This is a genomic window from Candidatus Sysuiplasma acidicola (genome assembly GCA_019721035.1).
Lineage (GTDB): Archaea > Thermoplasmatota > Thermoplasmata > Sysuiplasmatales > Sysuiplasmataceae > Sysuiplasma > Sysuiplasma acidicola.
In genome coordinates this window covers 1-21,447 of sequence record JAHEAA010000022.1, presented here as the reverse complement: position 1 = coordinate 21,447, position 21,447 = coordinate 1, and the positions used below count along the sequence as shown (strand labels likewise).

The following is a 21,447-nucleotide window of genomic DNA, read 5'->3' as shown; positions in this document are numbered from 1 at the left end:
TCTATTCCTCCTTTACGGATTGTTCCATAAGCGCTCTTCTGTATTTTGCATATCTGTCGTCGGGAGTGAATCTCATCGGTATTGAACTCTTCGTTTTCTGACCGTCATTCCGGCAAATTTCAGACATGGTGTACACTCCACAGGCCGGACATTTCAATATTATGCTTCTCACAGTAATCAACATGTTCAGGCTGCACGTGGTAATGAGCGTTGCATGCCAGATTTGGTGCTAACTCAGTTTGAACTATTTTAATCTACCTGACTCATGACGCACACGCGACGGGAACAATGCGTACGAAGCGCTACTGGCTCCTTGTGAATTTGCCCGTGCCGCCTAGTTTCGTTACCGCTTTGACGATGTGATCCGCGCTCTTTTTGATCTCATCTTCGGCCTTCTTGTAGTCCCCTGCTGTGACCAGGAGGCGGTACTTTGGTGCACCTATATACTGAACAGTGACTTCGAAATCCTCGCCGCTTCTCACTCCCTCGGTTAGTGCGCTCTTTATGTCGTCGATGCCATTCGATTTGGGAGAGGATATCTCGAGCATGCCGTCAATCCTGACAGATGCAGGTGATATATTCTCGGTAGCCATCAGTTCAAACTGGGCTACCCACTTTCCTGTAAACCCGGCTTTTTTCAGTACGGAGGTATCGGCCGCAGTGGCTTCCAGAGCAGAATAGAGCGAAGAAAACTCTTCGATGAGTCTTACCCCGACTTCTTCGTAGAACTTCTTCGGTTCTTCGCCGATTCTTTCCGCGAGAATGTCGAGAAGTTTTCTCGCCTTGTTTTCGTTTTTCCACAGCTGAATTTTTTCTCTTCGCTGATGATCGTTGACCTGCTTGAGGCTCAGGTTTACGTGTCCCTTGCTCCTGTCAACCTCGATGACTTTGCAGACGATTTTCTGCCCTTCCTTGACATAATCACGTATGTACTTGACCCAGCCTGTTGCAATTTCGCTGACATGTATGAAGCCCTCCCGGTTGCCATACTCATCAAGAGCGACAAATGCTCCGAAATTCTTCACACCCTGGACAGTGGAAACTACGAGCTCCCCCTCTTCAGGATATTCAGGACTGGGCGGCATTGTCTGCGGACCTCAAAATCTGGGCCTTGAACTTGGCCGTTCCGCCTGTCGGCGTCGCAAGCGTGCTTCCGCAAATCTTGCATGCAACAACAGTTGAAGCACGCTCGAACACTATCTGCTCGGTACTGCAGTCAGGGCACTTCACAACCACAAATCTGGCTCTCTTCTTCACTTCCTGCATTCTAAAAATCACTCCGTAAGTTCGAACTTTCTCGCCCTGAAGCCTGATATCGGATACGCTTTCTTGCACGTCTTGCACCGGTACCTGAGGGCCAGTCTCTTTGTAGGCTTTTCCCTGCCCTCCGGCTTGGGCCTCGGAAAACCACCATAACCGCTGGTAACACGCCTGAACCGCCTCTGACCTGCGCGCATTTCAGATGCTTTTCTCTTCCTTACGCGCTCTACATCGTGCGGTGTATGGCCCTTGCAATATGGGCAGTAAGCTTTGATAATCTTCGGCATCTTCAACGCAGACAGCTCCTCTCGTTCTGGAGTATTCATAAATTCATCGTATATAAAATGGTTATCGAATTCGGGAGACATTCAAAACAGCTCTTTCAGTTTATTCGGAACAGGATGCAGTGCACGCCAGTTCATGCCAAACCGCAGTCGGGGATGTATATCTGAAAGTCAGGCTACGCGTAAAACATACCGGCCACTCCTCCGAATAACGTGTCCACTGCTTTTACATATAAGCTGTTGTGAATATAGAAAGCGATTTATAACTGCATAACATTAAATCTCAATGAGGCTAATGCCGAGCAGAGGTTTCAGCAAACAGGATGAGCAGCTTGTTGATTATTTAGTGAACACTGGCATGGCGAAAAATATCGCCAAGACGCTCATATTTTTGAAGAGAAAGAACGAGACTACGGCCGTGGAGATAGAGACTTCGACGGCACTGAGACAACCGGAAGTTTCGATAGCGATGCAGGAACTGAGAAGGCGCAAATGGGTGATAAAAAGAGACATCAAGAAGGAGGGAAAAGGAAGACCGGTTCACTCATACAGGCTTGCAATGCCCTTTGATTCCATCATAAAGCAGATTGAAGAACAGGAATCCAGGAGGATTCAGAGCATCGAGTCAAACCTTAAGAACCTCAGAGAATTCAGCTCCCGTTGAACGGGAGAGCAGATTTTTACGCAGGCACGAACGGAGCGCTGCCTGCCAGGGAAAAGCACATTGCGAAATCATTTTCTCATGATTCTGACGCCGTTTGCACCGCCAACGTAAACGACAGAGGCAATACCGGCAAAAAGGCCATTTTCGACCACGCCTGGTATAGTGTTGATCTTTGCATTCAGACCGGCAGGATCGTCGATCCTGCCGAAACGGCAGTCTGCGATATAATTAGTGCTGTCCGTAACAAAAGGTTTGCCGCCCTCTGCACGCAGCACCGGTTCGCATCCAAGCGTAGTGAGGCTGGCCATGGTGCTTCTGTATCCGAATCTCACTATCTCCACCGGCAATGGCTCTTTCATGCCAAGAAATTTCACTATTTTCGCTTCGTCCGCGACTATGACTTCCATTTTGCTTGCACTGGCTACGATTTTCTCCCTGAGGAGTGCGCCGCCGCGGCCCTTGATCAGGTTCAACGACGGATCGACTTCATCTGCCCCGTCTATGGTCACGGTGATATCGGGGTATTCATCCATTGTCGAAACGGTGAGCCCCAGTTTTCGGGCAAGCAATGATGTTGCGTCGGAAGTGGGAATACATATCAGACTGATGCCGGAGGATGCCATAGAGGCGAGTTTGCGTATTGCGTAATTGGCCGTTCTGCCTGTTCCAAGTCCGACCACCATACCGTCACTGACCGATTCGGCAGCTGCAGTTTCCGCGGCCATCCTTCGCTGTTCGTCCACGTCGGTATGCTGCAGTCACATCACCGCTCGTATAGCCTTGACGAGTTCCTCGACGATATACGAGTTTATCTGCTGACCGAGGGCAGCGCTTGCCTTTGAACTGTCGCCGATTATGCCCTCAGTCATGTACCTCTTCCTGTGTCTTGCAACCAGGAAATCAGGCGTGGTATCCTGACCCGAAGGTCTGTCCTCCGAAACAAGTGATGGTCTGGAGACAAGCATCCTGCTGGTCTCAATCATTCCGCCGTGACCATCGCTGGCCGGTATGCCCTGTTTTCCCCTGAGTCTGTACGCTACATCATAGTCGCACAACGCCATTATTCTGACATCACTTGCAGCGGATATTTCCTCACATGCAGATTTTATGGCGGACATGTGCACCTGTGCACCGTGTCCGGAAACAATAACGATCTTCCTGATTTCATTCCTCACGAGTTCGCTGAGTATATCCCGAATCATGCTGTTCAGCGTCTGGAAGGTTATAGAAATTGTCCCTGGAAAATCCCTTAGAGCGGTCGAGACGCCGTACGAGACGGAGGGCAGCACGAGACCATTGACACGCTGAGCGAGCGCATTGCACATATCGATCGCCTGGAAAGTGTCGGAACCCAGCGGCAGATGCCTGCCGTGCTCTTCCGTTGCGCCAATCGGCAGGAATACGATAGGATCGTCCGTCACTCTTGAGGCAAGCGCCTCGAAATTCAGTTCATCATACATCTGTGTCAAATGATACAACTCCCTCATGCCTTTCCGGCATCGCCGGGGTCCGGCAGCCTGATGAGGTCGGTAGAACAGACCGGGCATTTCCCCCTTTCGAGAAGCGTGTTTCCCATTTTCCTCAACGTTTCAGAAACTTCGCCGAGCTTCGCATCGTCCATGGTCTTGTCGCACCTGGGGCAGTACATGGGCCGGGAATCCTGTAGCCCGTTGATAAATGCATTGCTTTTATTTAGTTTGGACCCCTGACGGTTTCTGTTGAAGTTAGCAGTACTGTTTTCCGGCGGAAAGGACTCGATGTACGCTGCATACGTGATGTCTCAGGCCGGGCACGAAATAGTTGCTCTGCTAACCGCCTTATCGAGCGACCCGCATTCATTCATGTTCCACACGCCAAACATCCACATGGTGCCAGCCGTTGCCGAATGCATGGACTTACAGCTTATCAGCGTGAGATCTGAAGGCGACGACGAAACGACGCCAATCGACGAGCTTGTGCAGAAAGCTGCAGCATCCGGTGCAGAAGGGATAGTGACAGGCGCAATACTCTCAGACTACCAGTTCACAAGAATCGACCGCATTTGTTTCGAAAACGGACTGAAGTGCTATTCGCCCCTGTGGAGGAAGGACCAGATGACATTGCTTTTGGATATTGTCTCCTCCGGCATTGAGGCAATCGTGACGAAGGTGGCTGCCGAAGGGCTGGGTGAGGACATGCTGGGAAGAAGGATTGACGGAGATTTCGTCAAGACTGCTGGAGCGCTTAGCCGGAGATACGGCATAAATCCCTGCGGAGAAGGCGGGGAGTACGAAACGCTGACACTTGACAGCCCGATGCACAGGAAGCGCATCGTCATAAGAAAAGCAAGTATTGTAAAATCCGCTTCTTCCCCAGGTTATCTGGTGGAAGAGGCGGAGTTGATGCCAAAAGTTTAAAAGTTTTACTTCGCCCTGATTACGGGCAAAGCGGTCGGTATGTTTTCCCTGCCAAGGGCATCGATATAGTACTTGTTGGCAATCTGCTTCTTGTATTCTTCAGTGTAGTCTCTCCTGAACTTGTCGAACCTGAGCTTCTTGCCAGTCTTTTCCTCATAGTCCTTGGCTGGGATCGAGTACTTCCTCTGCACTTTGTCCCTGTACATTTCCGGTATGACGTTGAATGCGCAGAACGGAACAACTCTCCCGTCCGGCATTGCGTAGTGTATGTCACACTTCTCAACCCTGTCAACATCATAGTTGTACGGATCCATGAAGTGCATGAAGCCGAGGAATATCGACTTCTTGTGGAAGTCCTTCAGGCCGTCGTAGTTTCCGCTCATGAGTGCCTTCAGAAGCATACGTCTGATGTGCAGCTCCTTGGGAACCTTCTCGTAGTCGATAAACGAACTTATCTTCGAGACAATCTGGAGGCCCGCTTTTGCCCTGGCCAGCTTCTTGTTCTTTGCGCTGTTGATATCGTCCGCTCTCTCCTGCAGATAATCAAACAGGCCATCGACATCGATGAACCGCGTTATCGGAACGAGCTTGCCGTCGTCCTGCCTGAACACATAGGTTCCGGCGCCGCAGGCGAAGTGGATTGACAACCGGTATTTGTCTTCACCGGTGAACGCTTCAATGAAGTTCGTCAGCTTGGTCGTCGACGGAACAGTGAAGAAGTCTTCCTTTCCGATCTCTCCGTTCGTCTGTTCTTCAATCTTCTTTATGCAGCCGGGGATGGTTATACGCTGCATCTCCCTCTGCTTCTTCGGCATCCTGCCGACAAGCGATACCGGCTGGAAATTGACTGCCCTGACAACATCACTGTTCGTGGCACCGAATTTGACGATGGCGCCCAGCTGATGATCATTCACGCCGCCGATGACTGTCGGGACAAGCACGACGCCGAGGTCAGCCTTCCTGCAGTTTTCGAGCGCAAGCGGAGCTTCGTAATAGTTTTTCCTGTTGACTTCGGGCGTGACGCCGTCAAAGCTCATGTAAACAACATTGGAGCCTGCTTCCCTGACTGCTTTAACCAGTTCCGGTTTCCTCGAGAAATTAACCGAGTCTGTGTTCAGCTGAACATGCTCATATCCGACGTCCCTTGCAATCTTGATTATATCAATGATGTCGTCCCTGAGCGTGGGCTCCCCGCCCGTAATCTGGACTGCGTTTGCACCTATGGGCTTTTCATTCTTCATCTTCAGGAGCATTTTCCTAATCTGATCCTGGGTAGGCTCATAGATTGGTTCGCCTTCCTTAGCATAGAAGAAACAGTACCAGCAGGCAAGGTCGCATCTGTTCGTGACGACTATGTTGCCGAGTCCTGTATGAGACTTGTGCTTGACACACAGACCGCAGTGCTTCGGGCAGTCGATCTTCGACGCCTTGAAGTCAACCTGCGGGTTGAGCAGTTTGATGCCGGGGTCTTTGTGCCGCTCAGCAGCAATATACATGTCGAAATCTTCCCAGTACTTGTCCTGTATGATGCCATGCTCCTTGCATTCCTTCACCATGTTGACCAGTCCGTTCTGGGCATACACAACCGCAGGGACCTTCATTGTATCCCACTTCTTGTCGGCAGTGCACTCAGGGCATAGACTCATTGTCACCCTCAGCGGCCTCATATCTTCCGTAAGAAGATGCTTCAGCGCGCTCCAAGCCTCTGATCTGGAATTGAACCTGGCATTCGGACTCAGTTCGAAGTCAGGCATCTCTTCCTCTTCTGAGGTTATTACATGTTCCATTATTGTAGCCATATTTAGCCCAAAAATTAGGAATGAACGTCTTGATTTAAATATTTTGTAGTTAGCGATGCTACTCTGCAGGGCGAATACAGGATACTAAAACGGAGATAATGAGTTCGATTCGTAAAAGCAAGCGAGCCGTAAGCAGGCGTGGCTGACAGGAATAGCACTGCTCATTGTATCAGCTGCGAAGACAAAAGAATCGATCGGTGATCATCACATGGTAAAAATTAGCATGCGGTAACAATCAGTCAGATGCACGTGATCAGTCAGATTCATGTCTCTAGTCTTCCGATGCACAATCACCAACGCACGACAAGCCGACAAGGTCGACAAGTTTAAAGTGATATAACCAATCCGAGAAATCCTGCGGTGAATGATATGAAACCACTGATGAGCGGAACAAAGGCACCAGATTTTACGCTGACCTCTCCAGACGGAGTCATTGTTAACCTGAACGCGGTTCTTGCGTCCGGGCCGGCGGTGATCACGCTGATACCGAACATAGCACATGCCGATGCAACGCAGCTTATAGACAACTTCAGGGACGATTTCAACGAATTTACAGCACTCAAGGCGAACGTGATAGTAATACTGGATGCGGGGAAGGAGGAGGTCAGGAGGCTTCATGATGAACACGAGCTCCAGTATCCCATCTTCCCCGACAACAACAGGGAAGTATTCAGGAAGTTCAGAGCCATGGACGGCATAATTGCAAAAAAGCCCAGGAAGTATGTGTGTGTTGTTAACAGAGAGGGTATGATCACCAAGGCTTTCAGAAGCGTAGACGCAAACAAGCTCAGCAGGCAGTCCCTTTACGCACTCAGGGATCAGATGGGACGTTCTGCCCTCTCGAACAAAAAATAGGCGTGATTGCTTTGCCTCTGTACATAAGAGAAGAGGAAGTTTCTGAACTGCTGAACATCGGCGAGTGCATGGGTGTGCTCAGGGATGCCTTCCGGAAGCAGGCGGAGCAGGGTGCGGCAATTCTTCCCCGGAGCAGAATACAGACCGAACAGGGGACGCTGAACACCATGGCTGCCACCATAAACAGCCTGGGAGTCACTGGCACGAAGACGTATTACGCGAACAAAACCGGTGTGACATTCGTTGTACTGCTTTTTTCAACAGAGGATGCGAAACTCCTTGCCGTAATTGAGGCAGATAAACTCGGTCAGATCAGGACAGGAGCAATGTCAGGCCTGATGACTGACATCATGGCACCAGAAGGCAGCAACAGACTCGCGTGTGCGGGAAGCGGATATCAGGCCGAAACCCAGATTGAGGCGGTAGCGTCGGTAAGAAAGCTCGAAAGCATAGTGGTTTACAGCAAGAACAGGAAAAATTGCGAACTCTTTGCATCATCAATGAGCAGGAAGCTCGGTATCGATGTCGTCGCACTGGATGACACTGCTGAATTCGTGAAGGCAGATATATTGGTCACAGCAACGACATCGAAGAATCCGGTGGTACCGGACGAACACATTTCGAAATCGTGCCACATCAATGCCATAGGTGCCAACAGGATCGGCTCCCACGAGCTTGAGCCGGAAACGGTGTGCTCTGCGCGCGCAATTGTTGTCGATTCCATAGCCCAGGCGAAACTCGAGTCTGGCGATCTCAGCAATGCGTTTTCCAGCGGATGTTTGGACTGGTCGTCCGTTTCTGAAGTCTGGGAAGCGGTGTCCGGCAGGATGAAGACAGGCAGGGACACAGCAACAGAGCGGACGTTGTTCAAATCACTGGGCATAGCGCTGGAAGATGTGGCCGTAGGGAAGTTTGTGTTCGACAGGGCGGTAAAACAGGGACTGGGAACCTGGCTCTGATGGACGGCGGCGCCTGCGCCTGCATGTTGACGCGCTGCGAGTTGTTACGCATTTGCAATGAACGGCATTCAGGCTAAACTTGTCCCGCATCCCTGGCAGAACGCCGCTCCGGCAACAATCTTTGAACCACACTTAGCACAGAAGCCGGGAGACTGACCGGCCGGCTGGCCCTGGAAGTTTGAATAGGCATTCTGATCGTGCGGCAGCATTGGTGGTGTGAAAATTGAGCCCACGTTCGCCGACCCCATGCTTATCCTGTGCGCATCCTCCTTTATCCAGTTCCAGAATTTCTTTTCGAATTCGTGCGCCATGTAATATCCTGCGCCTGCACCTATGGCGCCACCGATTACGCCGAGTACCACAAAACCTTCCACGGCAGGTATTGCCACATCCCTTCCCCAGGCGCCCGTTCTCAGTGTCACGTCGCAACTGCCCGAAGTGCCGCTTATCATCACTTCCGCCTCTCTGATCGCGCCCATGACAGCCTTAAGGACGGAGCTCCTGTGAGCCTTAACATCGTAAAAACCGTCCCTTGCTTCATCCAGTATTACCTTGAATTCTTCGGCAACGAGGTGCTGCTTGACATCCTCATAGAGTTGTTTGGGATCCACGCCGTTCAATGTCATCCGCTCTTCTTTCATTGTCTCACCGGTTTCGTCCACCGTACAACTGCAGGTAATATTCAAACTTGATCTTGCAGACAACATTCAAATACATTATGCTGGACTGAAACGGCAATCCCGGGAAACGCTTATTATACGAAGCTGCAGATTAACGGGGGAAAGGAGATGAATCCGCTGTCTCCATCATATGTGAGAATCGGTCGCTGACTTTACATGAGTGGAATAAATTTTGTAATGTCCGATACAGAGGCATTTCTAAGGCATGATTACGTCCTGAACAGCAAACTGAATTCACCTACAATTTACGTGTTTCCGGACGTTGTTTCTGCAGCTGAGTCACGAAGACTTCTGCTTGATGAAACACGAGCGGTGAACGGCAGCCGGTTCATAACGCTTGAATCGCTTGCCGAGGGGATAGTGCGTGAAGCCATGGCAGTACAGCCGATGCTCATCCATGACAGCATCTCAGAGATTATTGCCAGAGACGTCCTTAAAACACTCCAGGAGAGCGGCAGCCAGCTGTCGCTGTCCTTTTCCGACGCCATGCTCAGGGACTACACAGCAGTACGACAGTTCTATGAGGGCAGCAGAAAATGGCTCTCAGAAATTGTTTCTGGAAGCGGAATAGTATTTCCGGAAGGGGCACTGGAACGCAGGATCAGGCCGATAGAGGAGTTTTCCGCATTATTCGAGAAGAGCATGGATGCTGCCGAACATCGGGGTTTATTCGACAGGACTATGCTCATCAGAAGAGCCACAGTTAACACCGATGTCCTCAGGAAGATGGGAATAGGAAGGATCGTTCTCCTCTTCCTGACATATGCAGATGCCAGCGTCATGTCGTTTGTCGAAGCGCTCGCAGTGAAGGCCGAAGTGGTCGTGGTCATCGATCGATGCATGGAGGAGCTTGAATCGGTCAGATCTCTTCTGACCTCACTTAAGGTGAAACCCGAAAACGAAGGGAAGCCCTCGCCGCACTCGAAGAGTGAAGTGAGTTTCTTCGGCGCGCCGGACAGACGAAGGGAATTGATTGAAGTCGCAAGGAGAATAAGGAGGGAAATAGCAGAGCGGGGTCTGGCAGAGTCTGATTTTGCCGTCCTTGCCAGAAACATTGCAGATTACCATGACCTGGCCAATGAGATATTCGGTGAATACGGTCTTCGTATTGAAGGTGGCAGAAAGAGGAGCCTGGCGGACACCCCCGTATTTGAGTTTGTCAGGAGATTCTTGCGATGCCTCACGCCGGATTCTGGCAGAAAAGACATGTTCAGGCTGGTGATGCACGAGCTCTCGCCGATCGGGCGCGAAGATGTCGGCCCGGTTTCGGAAATGACTGAACTGATGCCCGAACGACTTGACGCGTGGAACGACGCGTTGGCAGCTCTGAAAAGGACACAAAGAGGCAGCTTTGGCGGACTCGACACGGCATTCATGGAATCCGTGCTGAGACTCAGGTCATCCGGCAGAGTGATAGACTCGCTGTCCGGATGGATAGAAATGCTCAGGAAAGTGGCGTCGCACGCACACGTGGGAGAGCAGAACAGCACGGAAGCCGGCAGCTTTATTCTCGCCGTAGATGAAATGTCAGCATATGCTGTTCCGCTCACGGAGGTGATGCACCACCGGAGGATGACCCTTGACGAATTCACCGGATTCTTGGAACGTTTCTGTTCATCCAAAACGCTTCCTCCGCCTATGCGGGACAGGGGCATCCTGCTCACTGACGTGGGCATTGTATATATGCAGAGTTTCAGACACTGCTTCATTCTTGGCATGAACGACGGCGTCTTTCCGGCGGATCCTGCAGAAGGAGCATTCCTGACGCAGTCAATTATCGATACACTCGCCCGTTCCGGCTTCGTCACTCGGAGAAGCAGCGTGTATCACTCTTCGACAGAATCATACTATTACAGCAGGGCCAAGAGCCTCGCTGCTGAGGTCACCCTGTCATACCTGACAAGCGACTCAGAAGGAAGGAAAATGCTTCCTTCACGCTTCGTCGTCGAAGACTGTGCGGGAGAAGTGCCGGCCGGAGAAAGGCTGGAATGGCTGGATCGCGGGAGTATACCAGCGGGTCATTTTTTCCCTTCCGGAGAGGAGAGCGTGCTCCTGACAGCCGAATTGCGCCCGGTTCTTGCGGATAGACTCCGCGAGGACGCCGATTTTCTGAAGGAGGAGGACAACATGGAGCTCTGGAACATGTGCGGCGGACCTGAGGCCGGTGCATTTCTGGAAGCAGTACGAAGGATAAATGTGACACCGCTTCCCTGGAAACTGTCGGCGGAGAATGCAAGCAGGAGGTCGCGCATGTCGCTTCTGTCGCCCAGCGATCTCAATGAATATGTGCTATGCCCGTTCCGCTTTTTCCTGACGCGTGTTCTCAGATTATATCCACCCGAGGAGATATTCGGATTCAAGAGCAGGGGAACGGATGCGCATGAAATACTGAAGTCCTATTTTTCCGGCATAAAACTGGAGGAGTTCAGGAAGGAGAGCGACGAATCCATTTCTGCCGCTGTGGACAGTTTGGTGGCAGACAGGTACAGGACGGAGTACGGCGAACAGTGCATGGGCGATTTCGGCACCGTAGTGGGCATGGACACTCTTGCCTCAGTGTTGAAAAAGTTTCTCATGAAGGAAAGGACCATACAGGCTTCCCTTTCGTCAGACGTTATCATGATAGAACGTAATTTTGGTTTCGGCGATGCCCCGCTGAAAATCGGAGCATACGAATTCAGGGGCAAGATAGACAGAGTTGACGCGCTGTATCCGGGCTCGCGCGATGTCGTGCTCTTCGACTACAAATTCACTAGACCCGATGCGCTGAGGTTGAGGCATTTCAACTCAACAATGGACAGACCGAAAAACTTTGAAGTGCCTATTTACTCACTGTACCTGAAAGATGTACTCGGGTATAACATTGCGGGCGCCATGTATTATTCACTTCCCAAATCAGGCGGAAAATTCGATCGCGCCGGCCTTGTCAATGAGAGCAAGGCAATTTACTTCATACCCGATTTGCCGAAAAGGAAAAACACACAGATTTCGGTGCTCTCTGAAAGTGAATTGGAGGAAACATTCGGGAAATACAGAGCATGGATAACCGCAACAGCGAAAGACATACAGGATGGAAAATTTCCAGTAACTCCCGAAGAGCGGGAATGCGAATACTGCGGCTACAAGGCATTCTGCAGAAACTGGAGTGGGTCGGCTGAATAACCAGCCGGACAGACAGTTGACAGCTTCACAGCTTGAAGTGCTGGAAGCAGTTAGACAGGGAAAGAGGGTTATTGTGGAGGCCTGCGCGGGCAGCGGCAAAACGACCACTCTCGTGCGATCCTACACAGACAAGCTGAAAGAGATTACATCCTTCCTGAACGCCGATGATCCGTTCAACCACCTCCTTGCGATAACATTCACAAACGAGGCAGCGGTGAAACTGAAACGCGATGTGTTCCGTGAAACGGGAGGGAACATAAGAGCCCTGACGAATAGAACGATATCGACCATACACTCGTTCTGCAACAACATACTGAGGGAAAACATCGTCGAGTCCGGATTGAGCCCCGACTACAGGATTGCCGAGGAGTACGACGTGGCGCAAACCGGAGAAAGCGTGCTCGAAAGAATTGTCAGTGAAAACATACTGAAGGATGCGGAACTGCGCACTTTCATAACAGAGCACGGATGGGGAGCCAGAGGAAAACTCAGCAATTCCGGTTTCTGCGGAATGGTGATGGCCGCATACAGGTGGATACGGGCAGAGGGATTCGATCTGGGCGAAGGGCTGGAGACGCTGAGGAGGAGGAAAGTTGCTTACAAAGACTGGCTGACGAAACGCGGTCACGGGGACGTTGAAACAGCCACGTACATAGACAGGGTAGACCGCTACACCGCCCTGATTGAAAAGTACCTAGCCGCATACTGGAAACGAATGGAGACAGAGAAGAGGGAGAAGGGAATACTGAGCTATGACGACATCATATACTATGCATACAGGCTGCTCCGGGAGTACGCACACATCAGGGAGCGGTACAGGAGACAGTTCCTTTACGTTTTTGTGGATGAGTTCCAGGACACCGATGCGCTGCAGCTTGAGGTGGTAGACATGATCTCTGAAAGGGGAAAACAGTTCTTTGTCGGAGATCCGCAGCAGCTCATATATGAATGGAGGAATGCCAATCCTGAGCTCTTCGCAAGGGCGGAGCAGGATGCGCTCGGAGACAACGACGGCAGCAGCGTGATTTACCTCAGGGAAAATTTCAGGAGTTCGGAAGGCATCATCTCATTCGTAAATCACCTCTTTTCCGGTTTGATGAAAGAGGGAAAAACTGCATATGTTGAAATGGAGGCGGCCCGTGAAGACCTGAAAGAGTGTGACGATGAACCTTCAGTCAGCATCCTCGTACCGAAGGGCGAAACACAGAATGAACTCCACGTTTCGGAAGCAGCCATGATTGCATCTGAGATATCACGAATCGTCGAAGAAGGTGCAACCGTTGTGGATATGCACGATCGCAAACGCAGGAGGGCAAAATATTCCGACATAGCTGTGCTTTTCAGATCGCGGTCTGCTGTGAAGATGTACGAGGAAAAACTCGAGGAAGAGGGCATACCGTTCATCGGACTCCAGGTGAGCACATTCTTCGAGAGACCTGAAATCATTGCGCTCAGGGACTACGTCATGCATCTTGCCAGACCGTCTGATGCATTCTATACTGCATCAGTGATGAGATCTCCGATTTTCGATGTTGAGGACGATTTCATTGCCGCCTCCGCGGCATGTAAATTCGATATGGATAAAATGAGGACGCTGGCTGGCGAATCCGACCACACCTCCCTCGCAAGATTCATTTGGCTCGACACATGGTGCCGTTCGGCGGCAGGAGTGCGTGTTTCCAGCCTGATGATGGAATTAATCAGGAAGAGCGGCTTCGACATGCTGTGCCTTGCAGGAAACAGGGGCATAGAGGCCTATGCCAATATCGTCAGCTTTATCGAACTGCTGAGGCGGTTAGAAAGTGAAGGACTGACGGGACCGCAGGATATTGCAGATGAGCTGGAAGAGATGATGGAAAGAGGGGCAGAGCCTGGGTCTCCGCTGTACGACGAGTCCAGCAATGCCGTGCGTCTCATGACCGTCCATGAGGCAAAAGGACTTGAGTTTCCGATTGTTTTTGTCGCCGGTTCGTTTTCCCGGCCCAGGCACGATAATTATGACATGTTCATACACAGGGATTTCGGCACCATCATAAGGGAAATAGATACGGGGAGCAATCCTCTGCGCTCATTTTATGAGGGGGTCGAAGAGGATCTCGACAGACTCAAAATTGGCGGGAATGAGGAGGAGAAGAGAATTTTCTATGTTGCGGCCACCAGGGCACAGCAGAAGCTTTACATATCCGCCTGCAGCCGCAATGCAAATTCATGGAGTAACGAAGTATGGAAGATGCTCAGTGCGGCCGGCATAGATGCTGCGACTGCATCTCAGGGAGTCCTGTCTTTCGGAAAAGGCAAGATCTTACTGTTGCACAGTCCGCGATACGTCAGAAAGGCAGGACACGCGATACAAAGAGATGTGCGTATTGACAGGAAGGTGCTCGGGCTGGACCTGTCGCATGCCAGAAAAACAGAGCGGTTCGCGATGACTCCCACCTCGCTGGCAGGGTACATGGTCTGTCACCACAAATCACTGCTATCCGCAGCGGGGAACACGGCAGTAACCGGCAGCGGCTCTGTTGGTGGCCTGGAAAGAGGATCTATGATTCATGCCTTCCTCGAGCATTACGATTATGTAAGGTCAAAAGAGCCGGCATTTCTGAAAGACACTTTCGGAGAAAAATACGGGGACATTGCCTCAAGCTCACTCAGATTCATTCAATCGGACATTGGACAGGAAGCAGGCAGAGCGGCGACGGAGGGGAGGCTCTTCAGGGAGCTGCCGTTCAGCGCATTACATGGCAGAGGAATACTCAACGGCAAAGTGGACATGATAATCACCGGGACTGATACGGATACTTGCACTGTGGTGGATTACAAGAGCGGCAGAGCCGACAGCCACCAGGAGGAATATCGCAACCAGCTGCTGACTTACGCTTCCGCAGTGTTGAAAATTACAGGATGCAACAGCATCCGGCTCGTTAATTTCTTTGTCGATGAGAAAGAACCGATCAGGTCATTTACAGTGAGTAGAAGTGAGGTTGAAGCTTTTGATTCGCAGCTTGAAGCATCGATGGAAGCGTATGACGGAGGAGACAGAACGGCTTCACCCGGGAAAATTAAATGTGATTTATGTGCGTTCAGAAATACTTGTGAGTTCAGGTTCGTGGATGCGGTTGATAAAGCATGAGAAGCGATACTTTCGCCAACAGCCACACCACACACACTGTTCACGCTGCAGACAGAAGGTACTCATTGCATAACAGCACAGCAGCCTGTCGCCTTAACACTCTGCACCAATAACAAAAGTGAGTTCTGAGAGGCAAGATTACAACGACACAGTATCTGCATCGATGCACTGTTTGCCGTCAATTCCTGGAACGTGCCTGCCTCGGATCGTCTGCTGCATCCCTGTAAACAGTATCGGTTGGGCCGATACCCTGAACCTGAACAATGTAACCGACCGACTCGGAATACTGAAAATGATTCATACCAGCGGGCACATTTATGATGCTGCCCTCAGTCAACTCTTCCAGTTCGTCCATATCAAACACATCGCCAAAGCCTATACCGAAACTGCCTGACAAGACGGTGTAAATTCGACTGTCAGTATGAGAGTGAGGCATTATGCGAACATTTTCAGGGATGCTCAATCTCATGACGTAAGCACCTTCCCTGGAAGGATCGCCATACAACACGGCACATTTTGCTCCAGCAGGCAGAACGTGATGCGGCTCCCAGAGAATATCGCCCGGACGAGTGATCCTGGGAATGTTGTATTCCGTCCTGAACACAGGCTCAAATTGGGCAGCCGGCTAATAAAATTGATTTTGAACCTGTTGCGAGGCAGCGCTGCTGAAGAGAATGTCTGACAGCAACTTCCCGCTGCCTTCAACCCAAAAGTCACAGACAGCTGAAAGAGCAGCATGGTCTTGAGGCGGACACATTCAGATGAGTCCACTTAATGGCTGGCCGCACTTTTCCGACACCGTTGCTGTCGGTAGCGCCATAATGACTTCTTTCCTTTGAGCGCCATGATCCGGTCACTGTTAATCTAGTCCGGACAGGCCGGGATATGACCAAAATATTAGACGAATACCTATTACCATGATCATTGTGACGCTTTCACGCGACTAGTGAAAGAGTAGATGACAGATTTGCCCTGTTGTCTACTCCATCATTATCGGCCGAGCGCCTGGTTTAATCCCTGCGTTTGGCCGTTGTTGAAGGGGATTGGGCGGTTGTGTACAGAATCTATGCACGGACTTTGCTCGCAACTCTCTGCTGCTGTGTCGTTGCATTCTCACTGAATATCTGTGACGCTTCTCTGACGGTAGCGTTCTCATGCACCAGCGCCCTTATCGCCTTGATCATGGCGACAGGATGCTCATTCTGCCAGATATTCCTCCCCATATCTACACCCGCGGCGCCTTCGGCCAGGGCATTGTGCACAAGGTTGAATATATCCTCCTCGGTGTTCAGCTTGGGACCACCTGCAACAACGAGGGGAACCGGGGTGCCGCTCACAACCCTGCTGAAATTCTCACAGTAATATGTCTTCACCAGCCGTGCTCCGATCTCGGCGGCGAGCCTGCATGAAAGTGCGAGGTATTTCGCATCCCTCTTTTCAAGCTCCTTTCCCACGGCTGTAATCGCCATCACTGGAATTCCATATTCCTCTCCGTCGTTCACGAGCTTTGAAAGGTTCACAAGCGATTGTTTCTCATGTGGCGCTCCGACAAATATTGAAAGAGCAACTGCAGCAACGTTGAGCTTCACCGCCTCCTTCATGGAGGTAGTAATTTCTTCGTCGCTCAGATCTTCTTTGAGTACGCTGGTTCCTCCGGAGACACGGAGCAGAATTGGAGTCTCCCATTTTGGATTCACTGAAGACCGCAAAACTCCCCTTGTCACTGATAGCGCATCGGCATACGGCAGTAGAGGTTCAATCGTTTCGCGCGGGTTTTCCAGCCTGTGCGTTGGTCCCATGAAATACCCGTGGTCGCATGCCAGCATCACGGATCGCCCGTTAGCAGGCTTGATCATTCTTGATATTCTGTTGGCCATTCCCCAATCCATTTCATTCATCTCGGTTACACTACCTTCTCATACTGCTACAGGCTAATAAATTTTCCACCCTACTCTCAGCGCTGCCCCGTCATCGGAATGGAAGAGAGAGCGTTTCCGTGACGTGCCCATATCCGATCTTTACGATCGTGGTGTGGAGTCCAGAGGAGAGGGAATGTGTCTCTTTGGATACGCTTTCTTTTCTGTTATTCATTGAATTACCTCATTCTCAACAGATTGCTCAAAAGATTTCCTGAAGTGCAAATGGTACGGAAGCAGCGTTGTTGTCGCAGACAGGTTCTTTGCATCGAGCAAGACATGCTCGGAATGCGGACATGTCAGGAAGACATTCACCCTCTCGGAACGTGTATTCAGCTGTGAGCGATGCAGCTTGTCAATTGACCGCGGCCTCAATGCAGCGATCAATCTTTCAGGACTCGCCGCCAGTTCGGCGGAGAGTATAAACGCCTGTGGAAACGGTGTAAGGCGCCCGAGCAGCAGCCGTGACGGTGCAACCGCGATGCATCGGGAAATGAACGCCCTTATCCCAAACGGGATAAGTGGATAAGCTTCATGGAACTGCAAGCAAATCACCCTGGCATGATTGATTTGAGCGAAGTGCAGGATTCCCGTGGGACGGAGCAGCTATGACTCGGGATGCGATTTTCAGTTACCGTCCTCGCACATCAGGCAGAGCGGACTTGATGTCCGGCAACGAAATGCCTGCCTGGCTCAATGGGACCTGCTGAAGGATTGGACATTCCCTGGACAATCACGAAAAAGACAACATGTCATCAAGAGTTATTGCCGCCTTGGAGCGTGAAGATCTGCAGAATATCAGAAGCTTCTTTCTGCCTTTAACAAAGCCTGACTTGGCATCCAGTTCTCCGATGGACTTCATCACTTCCCCTTCGGACAGAACGGACCACTTGACTTCGGCAAGTATGGTGACGTTTCCGGATTTGCAAACAATATCAATCTCTACCCCTTTGTGCCACCAGGGTTGTGGATTCTGGCAGATGTTCGAAGTCATGTATTCGGAGACCATTCCTTCGAAGGCCTTGCCCATGTAATTAGGCAAATCCATAAGGATCAAATCAACCAGTTCCTTTGTCCTGCCCGCCTCTGCCATTTCCTTGTTTCTTTGTATGTATCTGAACCAGAAGCGAATGTAATTGTCGGCTATGGTGTAAATGAATTTTCTCCTGGAATCGTAAGGGGCAACTCTCCTGACTATATGGAGCTGGGTGAGTACGTGGACATATTTTGAAAAGGTGCCTTTGTCCTGCCCGGTATAGCTCATTATGTCCTGCGGCTTTGAGCGGCCCATCGATATCGCTTCGAGCAATGAAAAATAATTCCTGACTTCTCTGAAATCTTCCTTCAATATGTATTCCGCATCGTTGTACAGTATGGAGTCTCTGCGGACCGCTCTGATCAGGTTCTCGCGTATGGAGAGTTTTTCATCGAATTGTGAGAGGTATGATGGCATGCCACCGAGTATAGCATAAGCAATAGCCTTGTCCACATTCTTGTAATTCGGGAAGAAAAGCGTCGCCTCCCTGAATGGGAAAGGCCGGATTTCCAATTGCCCGGTCCTTCTGAGATACAATGGGGATTCTCTTGACATTAATTTACTCATAGCCGATACAGACGAGCCGCACAGAACGAGAAATAATGCCGTTTTACTCAGGCTTCTGTCCCAGTGTTCCTGTAGAGTGGAAGCGAGACTTCTGTCTGCTGTGAGATATGGATATTCATCTATAATCAGGAGAAGCCTTTCCTTTGCAGAGGAAAAATAGGAAAACAAGGCATCCCATGACACAAACGGGTTCAACTTCAGAAAAGAATCGTTCAGAGAGGTTGACACAACCTCAGAGAATCTCCTCAGATTTTCTTCGGTTGTTGTTTCCCTGGCAAGCAGATAAATCGACTTCTTGTTTTCAGCAAATTTCAGTAAAAATGAAGTCTTGCCGACTCTCCTCCTCCCATATACGATAAGGAACTCTGCCTTACCTGATCTGTAACGGTCCTCGAAGTGAGATAATTCTTCTTCTCTGCCGACGAACTTCATAGATGACGTTAACGGCACTTCATATAAAAACATACTCTAGAGTAGTCTAATATAAAGTATACTACTTAACAATTAACCAGCTTGTTGCATTTACCAAGGATACCGCCCACACCGTCGCGCATTATCCCCTGAACAAGAAATTGAATTAGATTTTACAGGTTATCAATCGACGATACGTATGCATAACAGGACAAAATCGGTAAACAACCGAGTCGATGCTTCCCTGATAATGTATTCGCTGCTCACGTCATGAGAAATATCGGATTCGTCCAGACAAGAGTCAATGAAGCACCAGACTCTGAATTTCCCGATACGTGGCGTATTTGACTAACACACCGCCTTGAATACTATCGGCATTCGTCAGGATGATTGACGGCCATACAAGTAGTGGAAATTATTCTCACAGAGAACAGTGACGGGTAAGAACAAAGTCCGGAAGTGATAGCAATAAGTGGACCCGGTGGAATTTGAATTGTTTTTACACGTGTTTCAACGACCGATAGTTACCGAAGAATACTGGTATGAAGTCACCAAACATTTATAATCTATTGCTGGCTATTGTCAGCTATGGTTACCACCATACAGATTGATGAAAAGGTGAAAGCAAAACTCGACACTCTGAAGATTCACCGCCGCGAGTCATATAATGAGCTGATATCAAGGCTCATAGATACCGCATCTCCCAAAATCGTAAGTCGAGATACATTGATTGAAACACTGGAAGTGCTTTCAGACCCTGAGTTCATCAAGGGCATAGAAAGAGGAGTCAGGGATATTAAAGAAGGCAGGATAAAGCCGCTCAGTCAGGTCATAAAGGAGCTGGGATAGGTTTGGCTTATGAAGTTTACCTTACTTCAGAGGCCGAAAGGTTTCTCAAAAAGTGCGATAGAGTCGTGAGAGACAGAATCGTCAGCAAGCTGACGAAACTGGGTGTTGATCCGGAAGCAGGAAAGCCCCTCACCGCGGCGTTGACAGGGCTTTGGAGTCTGCGCATCGGAGACTACAGGGCAATATATGAAATCAAGAATGCCGAGTTGCTTGTTCTGGTCATCAAGATAGGGCACAGAAAGAATGCCTATGACTAATTAGGTCAAGCCAAGTAATCATGCAGCTGTTACGTGAAAACAGTGAATTTGACCGGGCGGAATTTTATTGTTGTTCTTCGATGATGTGGTAGTGTACAGCATTGTCTGTAAATTCTTTAGGACCCTGTGTCTTCACTGCAAAACATATGGAGTGTAAAGCAATGGAAACACAAGGCAATGAAATAGGTGAATTGAAAGATATAATGATTGGCTTTCTGGAACAGAACAGAGAGGGAATGATCTCCCTCGTTGAGTGGTTCCTGAACAGTGTGATGGAGATGGAAGTAGAGCAGCAGGCAAACGCGTCTCTGTATGAACGGTGTGGCGGCAGGAAAGCGTACAGGAACGGTTACAAGCCACGGACACTGAATACGGTCAACGGTCCGCTCAACCTCAGCAAACCGCAGCTGAGAGGTCTGTCATTCGAAACAGGTGTGTTTGACAGGTACTCCAGGGTTGAGAAGTCACTACAGCTTGCAGTCGTGGAATCGTACCTGCAGGGTGTGAGCACGAGGAACGTGACGGACATCATAGAGAAGCTGGGTGCCGGCGGCATATCTGCATCGGCGGTATCGGCCATGTCGAAGGAACTCGACGGGAAGGTCGACGAGTTCCTTGGCAGGCGCATAGACAGAGAGATGATCTATCTCATAGTGGATGCAACATACTTCAAGGTCAGGGACGGACCGAAGTATGTTTCGAAGGCGCTGTTCATAGTCGCCGGCGTTGGACTCGACGGCCACCGTGAGATACTCGGCGCAAAGATAGCGGATGCGGAAACAGAACTCCTGTGGGAAGGGTACTTCGACGAACTGAAGGAGAGGGGTCTTCACGGTGTGAAGATGGTCATATCCGATGGGCACAAGGGCATAAGGGGTGCGGTGGAGAGATGCTTCCTCGGAGCATCCTGGCAGATGTGTCAGGTGCACTTCATCAGGAATCTGATGAAGGTCATACCGAAGAAGAGTTGGGGTGATGTTGTCGATGCCATACAGCTCGCACTCAGCGACCCTGCCAGGCTGGGTGACGCCAGGACACTGCTAGAGCGGAAGGGAATGACAAAAGCCATTGACATGTTCGACCGCTTTCAGGATTCGCTTCACAGCTATTCGGCGTTTCCCAGGCAGCAATGGAAAAAGCTCAGGACATCGAACATGCTTGAGCGTATAAACCTGGAACTGAAGAGGAGAACACGCAAGATCGGAGCGCTTCCCAACGACAG

The 21,447-nt window shown here is 50.3% G+C and carries 22 protein-coding genes; 10 read left to right on the top strand and 12 right to left on the bottom strand.

The annotated features are described in order from the left end of the window. Position 1 precedes the first annotated feature (1 nt). From KIS30_09030 to KIS30_09015, 4 genes are all read right to left on the bottom strand, one after another. Positions 2-172, bottom strand: coding sequence for a ribosome biogenesis protein (locus tag KIS30_09030; GenBank protein ID MBX8646883.1), 171 nt, complete (start codon positions 170-172; stop codon positions 2-4). A 130-nt stretch (positions 173-302) separates the two neighbouring features. Beyond that, positions 303-1,085: a translation initiation factor IF-2 subunit alpha gene (locus KIS30_09025; protein MBX8646882.1), complete on the bottom strand. Its 783-nt coding sequence runs from the start codon at positions 1,083-1,085 to the stop codon at positions 303-305. After that, complete coding sequence (locus KIS30_09020; GenBank protein MBX8646881.1) at positions 1,069-1,266, bottom strand: 30S ribosomal protein S27e; 198 nt, start codon at positions 1,264-1,266, stop codon at positions 1,069-1,071. Before KIS30_09020 ends, KIS30_09025 begins: the two co-directional genes overlap by 17 nt. An 8-nt stretch (positions 1,267-1,274) precedes the next feature. Next, on the bottom strand, positions 1,275-1,553 hold the full coding sequence (locus tag KIS30_09015) for a 50S ribosomal protein L44e (GenBank protein MBX8646880.1): 279 nt from the start codon (positions 1,551-1,553) through the stop codon (positions 1,275-1,277). 286 nt (positions 1,554-1,839) lie between these two features. Here KIS30_09015 and KIS30_09010 point away from each other — a divergent pair, with 286 nt between their 5' ends. After that, entirely contained in the window at positions 1,840-2,208 is a 369-nt protein-coding gene (locus KIS30_09010; GenBank protein MBX8646879.1) for an ArsR family transcriptional regulator, read from the top strand. Between the two features lie 68 nt (positions 2,209-2,276). On the opposite strand, the gene rpiA is transcribed toward KIS30_09010, so the two are convergent. The 3 genes from rpiA to KIS30_08995 are packed head-to-tail and all read right to left on the bottom strand — an operon-like array spanning position 2,277 to position 3,856. Continuing rightward, entirely contained in the window at positions 2,277-2,933 is a 657-nt protein-coding gene (gene rpiA / locus KIS30_09005; protein MBX8646878.1) for a ribose-5-phosphate isomerase RpiA, read from the bottom strand. A 33-nt stretch (positions 2,934-2,966) separates the two neighbouring features. Beyond that, positions 2,967-3,677, bottom strand: a complete 711-nt coding sequence (locus tag KIS30_09000; GenBank protein ID MBX8646877.1) for a creatininase family protein — start codon at positions 3,675-3,677, stop codon at positions 2,967-2,969. Between the two features lie 14 nt (positions 3,678-3,691). Continuing rightward, positions 3,692-3,856, bottom strand: a complete 165-nt coding sequence (locus tag KIS30_08995) for a hypothetical protein (GenBank protein MBX8646876.1) — start codon at positions 3,854-3,856, stop codon at positions 3,692-3,694. Positions 3,857-3,926: 70 nt separating this feature from the next. Here KIS30_08995 and KIS30_08990 point away from each other — a divergent pair, with 70 nt between their 5' ends. Continuing rightward, positions 3,927-4,604 (top strand): diphthine--ammonia ligase, encoded by a 678-nt coding sequence (locus tag KIS30_08990; protein ID MBX8646875.1) that lies wholly within the window; start codon positions 3,927-3,929, stop codon positions 4,602-4,604. A gap of 5 nt (positions 4,605-4,609) precedes the next feature. On the opposite strand, the gene KIS30_08985 is transcribed toward KIS30_08990, so the two are convergent. Beyond that, positions 4,610-6,295, bottom strand: coding sequence for a radical SAM protein (locus KIS30_08985; protein MBX8646874.1), 1,686 nt, complete (start codon positions 6,293-6,295; stop codon positions 4,610-4,612). Between the two features lie 477 nt (positions 6,296-6,772). On the opposite strand from KIS30_08985, the gene KIS30_08980 reads away from it, so the two are divergent. Both KIS30_08980 and KIS30_08975 read left to right on the top strand, forming a co-directional pair. Then, entirely contained in the window at positions 6,773-7,258 is a 486-nt protein-coding gene (locus KIS30_08980; protein MBX8646873.1) for a redoxin domain-containing protein, read from the top strand. 11 nt (positions 7,259-7,269) lie between these two features. After that, positions 7,270-8,217 carry an ornithine cyclodeaminase family protein gene (locus tag KIS30_08975; GenBank protein ID MBX8646872.1) on the top strand — a complete coding sequence of 316 codons (948 nt, stop codon included), beginning with the start codon at positions 7,270-7,272 and terminating at the stop codon, positions 8,215-8,217. A gap of 68 nt (positions 8,218-8,285) precedes the next feature. Here the strand turns inward: KIS30_08975 and KIS30_08970 are convergent, their stop codons facing one another. Next, entirely contained in the window at positions 8,286-8,858 is a 573-nt protein-coding gene (locus KIS30_08970; GenBank protein MBX8646871.1) for a zinc-ribbon domain-containing protein, read from the bottom strand. Between the two features lie 216 nt (positions 8,859-9,074). On the opposite strand from KIS30_08970, the gene KIS30_08965 reads away from it, so the two are divergent. Both KIS30_08965 and KIS30_08960 read left to right on the top strand, forming a co-directional pair. Next, on the top strand, positions 9,075-12,059 hold the full coding sequence (locus KIS30_08965) for a PD-(D/E)XK nuclease family protein (GenBank protein MBX8646870.1): 2,985 nt from the start codon (positions 9,075-9,077) through the stop codon (positions 12,057-12,059). A gap of 16 nt (positions 12,060-12,075) precedes the next feature. Continuing rightward, positions 12,076-15,189 carry a UvrD-helicase domain-containing protein gene (locus tag KIS30_08960; GenBank protein MBX8646869.1) on the top strand — a complete coding sequence of 1,038 codons (3,114 nt, stop codon included), beginning with the start codon at positions 12,076-12,078 and terminating at the stop codon, positions 15,187-15,189. A 178-nt stretch (positions 15,190-15,367) separates the two neighbouring features. On the opposite strand, the gene KIS30_08955 is transcribed toward KIS30_08960, so the two are convergent. Together KIS30_08955 and lsrF are read right to left on the bottom strand one after the other, a co-directional pair. Beyond that, positions 15,368-15,793, bottom strand: coding sequence for a cupin domain-containing protein (locus KIS30_08955; GenBank protein MBX8646868.1), 426 nt, complete (start codon positions 15,791-15,793; stop codon positions 15,368-15,370). 460 nt (positions 15,794-16,253) lie between these two features. After that, a complete protein-coding gene (gene lsrF / locus KIS30_08950) occupies positions 16,254-17,078 on the bottom strand; it encodes a 3-hydroxy-5-phosphonooxypentane-2,4-dione thiolase (GenBank protein MBX8646867.1) in 825 nt (274 codons plus the stop codon). 205 nt (positions 17,079-17,283) lie between these two features. Between lsrF and KIS30_08945 the strand changes: the two genes are divergently transcribed. Continuing rightward, a complete protein-coding gene (locus KIS30_08945) occupies positions 17,284-17,634 on the top strand; it encodes a transposase (GenBank protein ID MBX8646866.1) in 351 nt (116 codons plus the stop codon). Between the two features lie 204 nt (positions 17,635-17,838). Here the strand turns inward: KIS30_08945 and KIS30_08940 are convergent, their stop codons facing one another. Further along, entirely contained in the window at positions 17,839-19,140 is a 1,302-nt protein-coding gene (locus KIS30_08940) for an ATP-binding protein (protein MBX8646865.1), read from the bottom strand. A 567-nt stretch (positions 19,141-19,707) separates the two neighbouring features. Here KIS30_08940 and KIS30_08935 point away from each other — a divergent pair. The 3 genes from KIS30_08935 to KIS30_08925 form a co-directional block, all read left to right on the top strand. Continuing rightward, on the top strand, positions 19,708-19,968 hold the full coding sequence (locus KIS30_08935; GenBank protein ID MBX8646864.1) for a hypothetical protein: 261 nt from the start codon (positions 19,708-19,710) through the stop codon (positions 19,966-19,968). A 2-nt stretch (positions 19,969-19,970) separates the two neighbouring features. Next, complete coding sequence (locus KIS30_08930; GenBank protein MBX8646863.1) at positions 19,971-20,225, top strand: type II toxin-antitoxin system RelE/ParE family toxin; 255 nt, start codon at positions 19,971-19,973, stop codon at positions 20,223-20,225. 161 nt (positions 20,226-20,386) lie between these two features. Beyond that, positions 20,387-21,447 (top strand): IS256 family transposase (locus KIS30_08925; GenBank protein ID MBX8646862.1); only part of this gene is annotated, 1,061 nt, incomplete at its 3' end.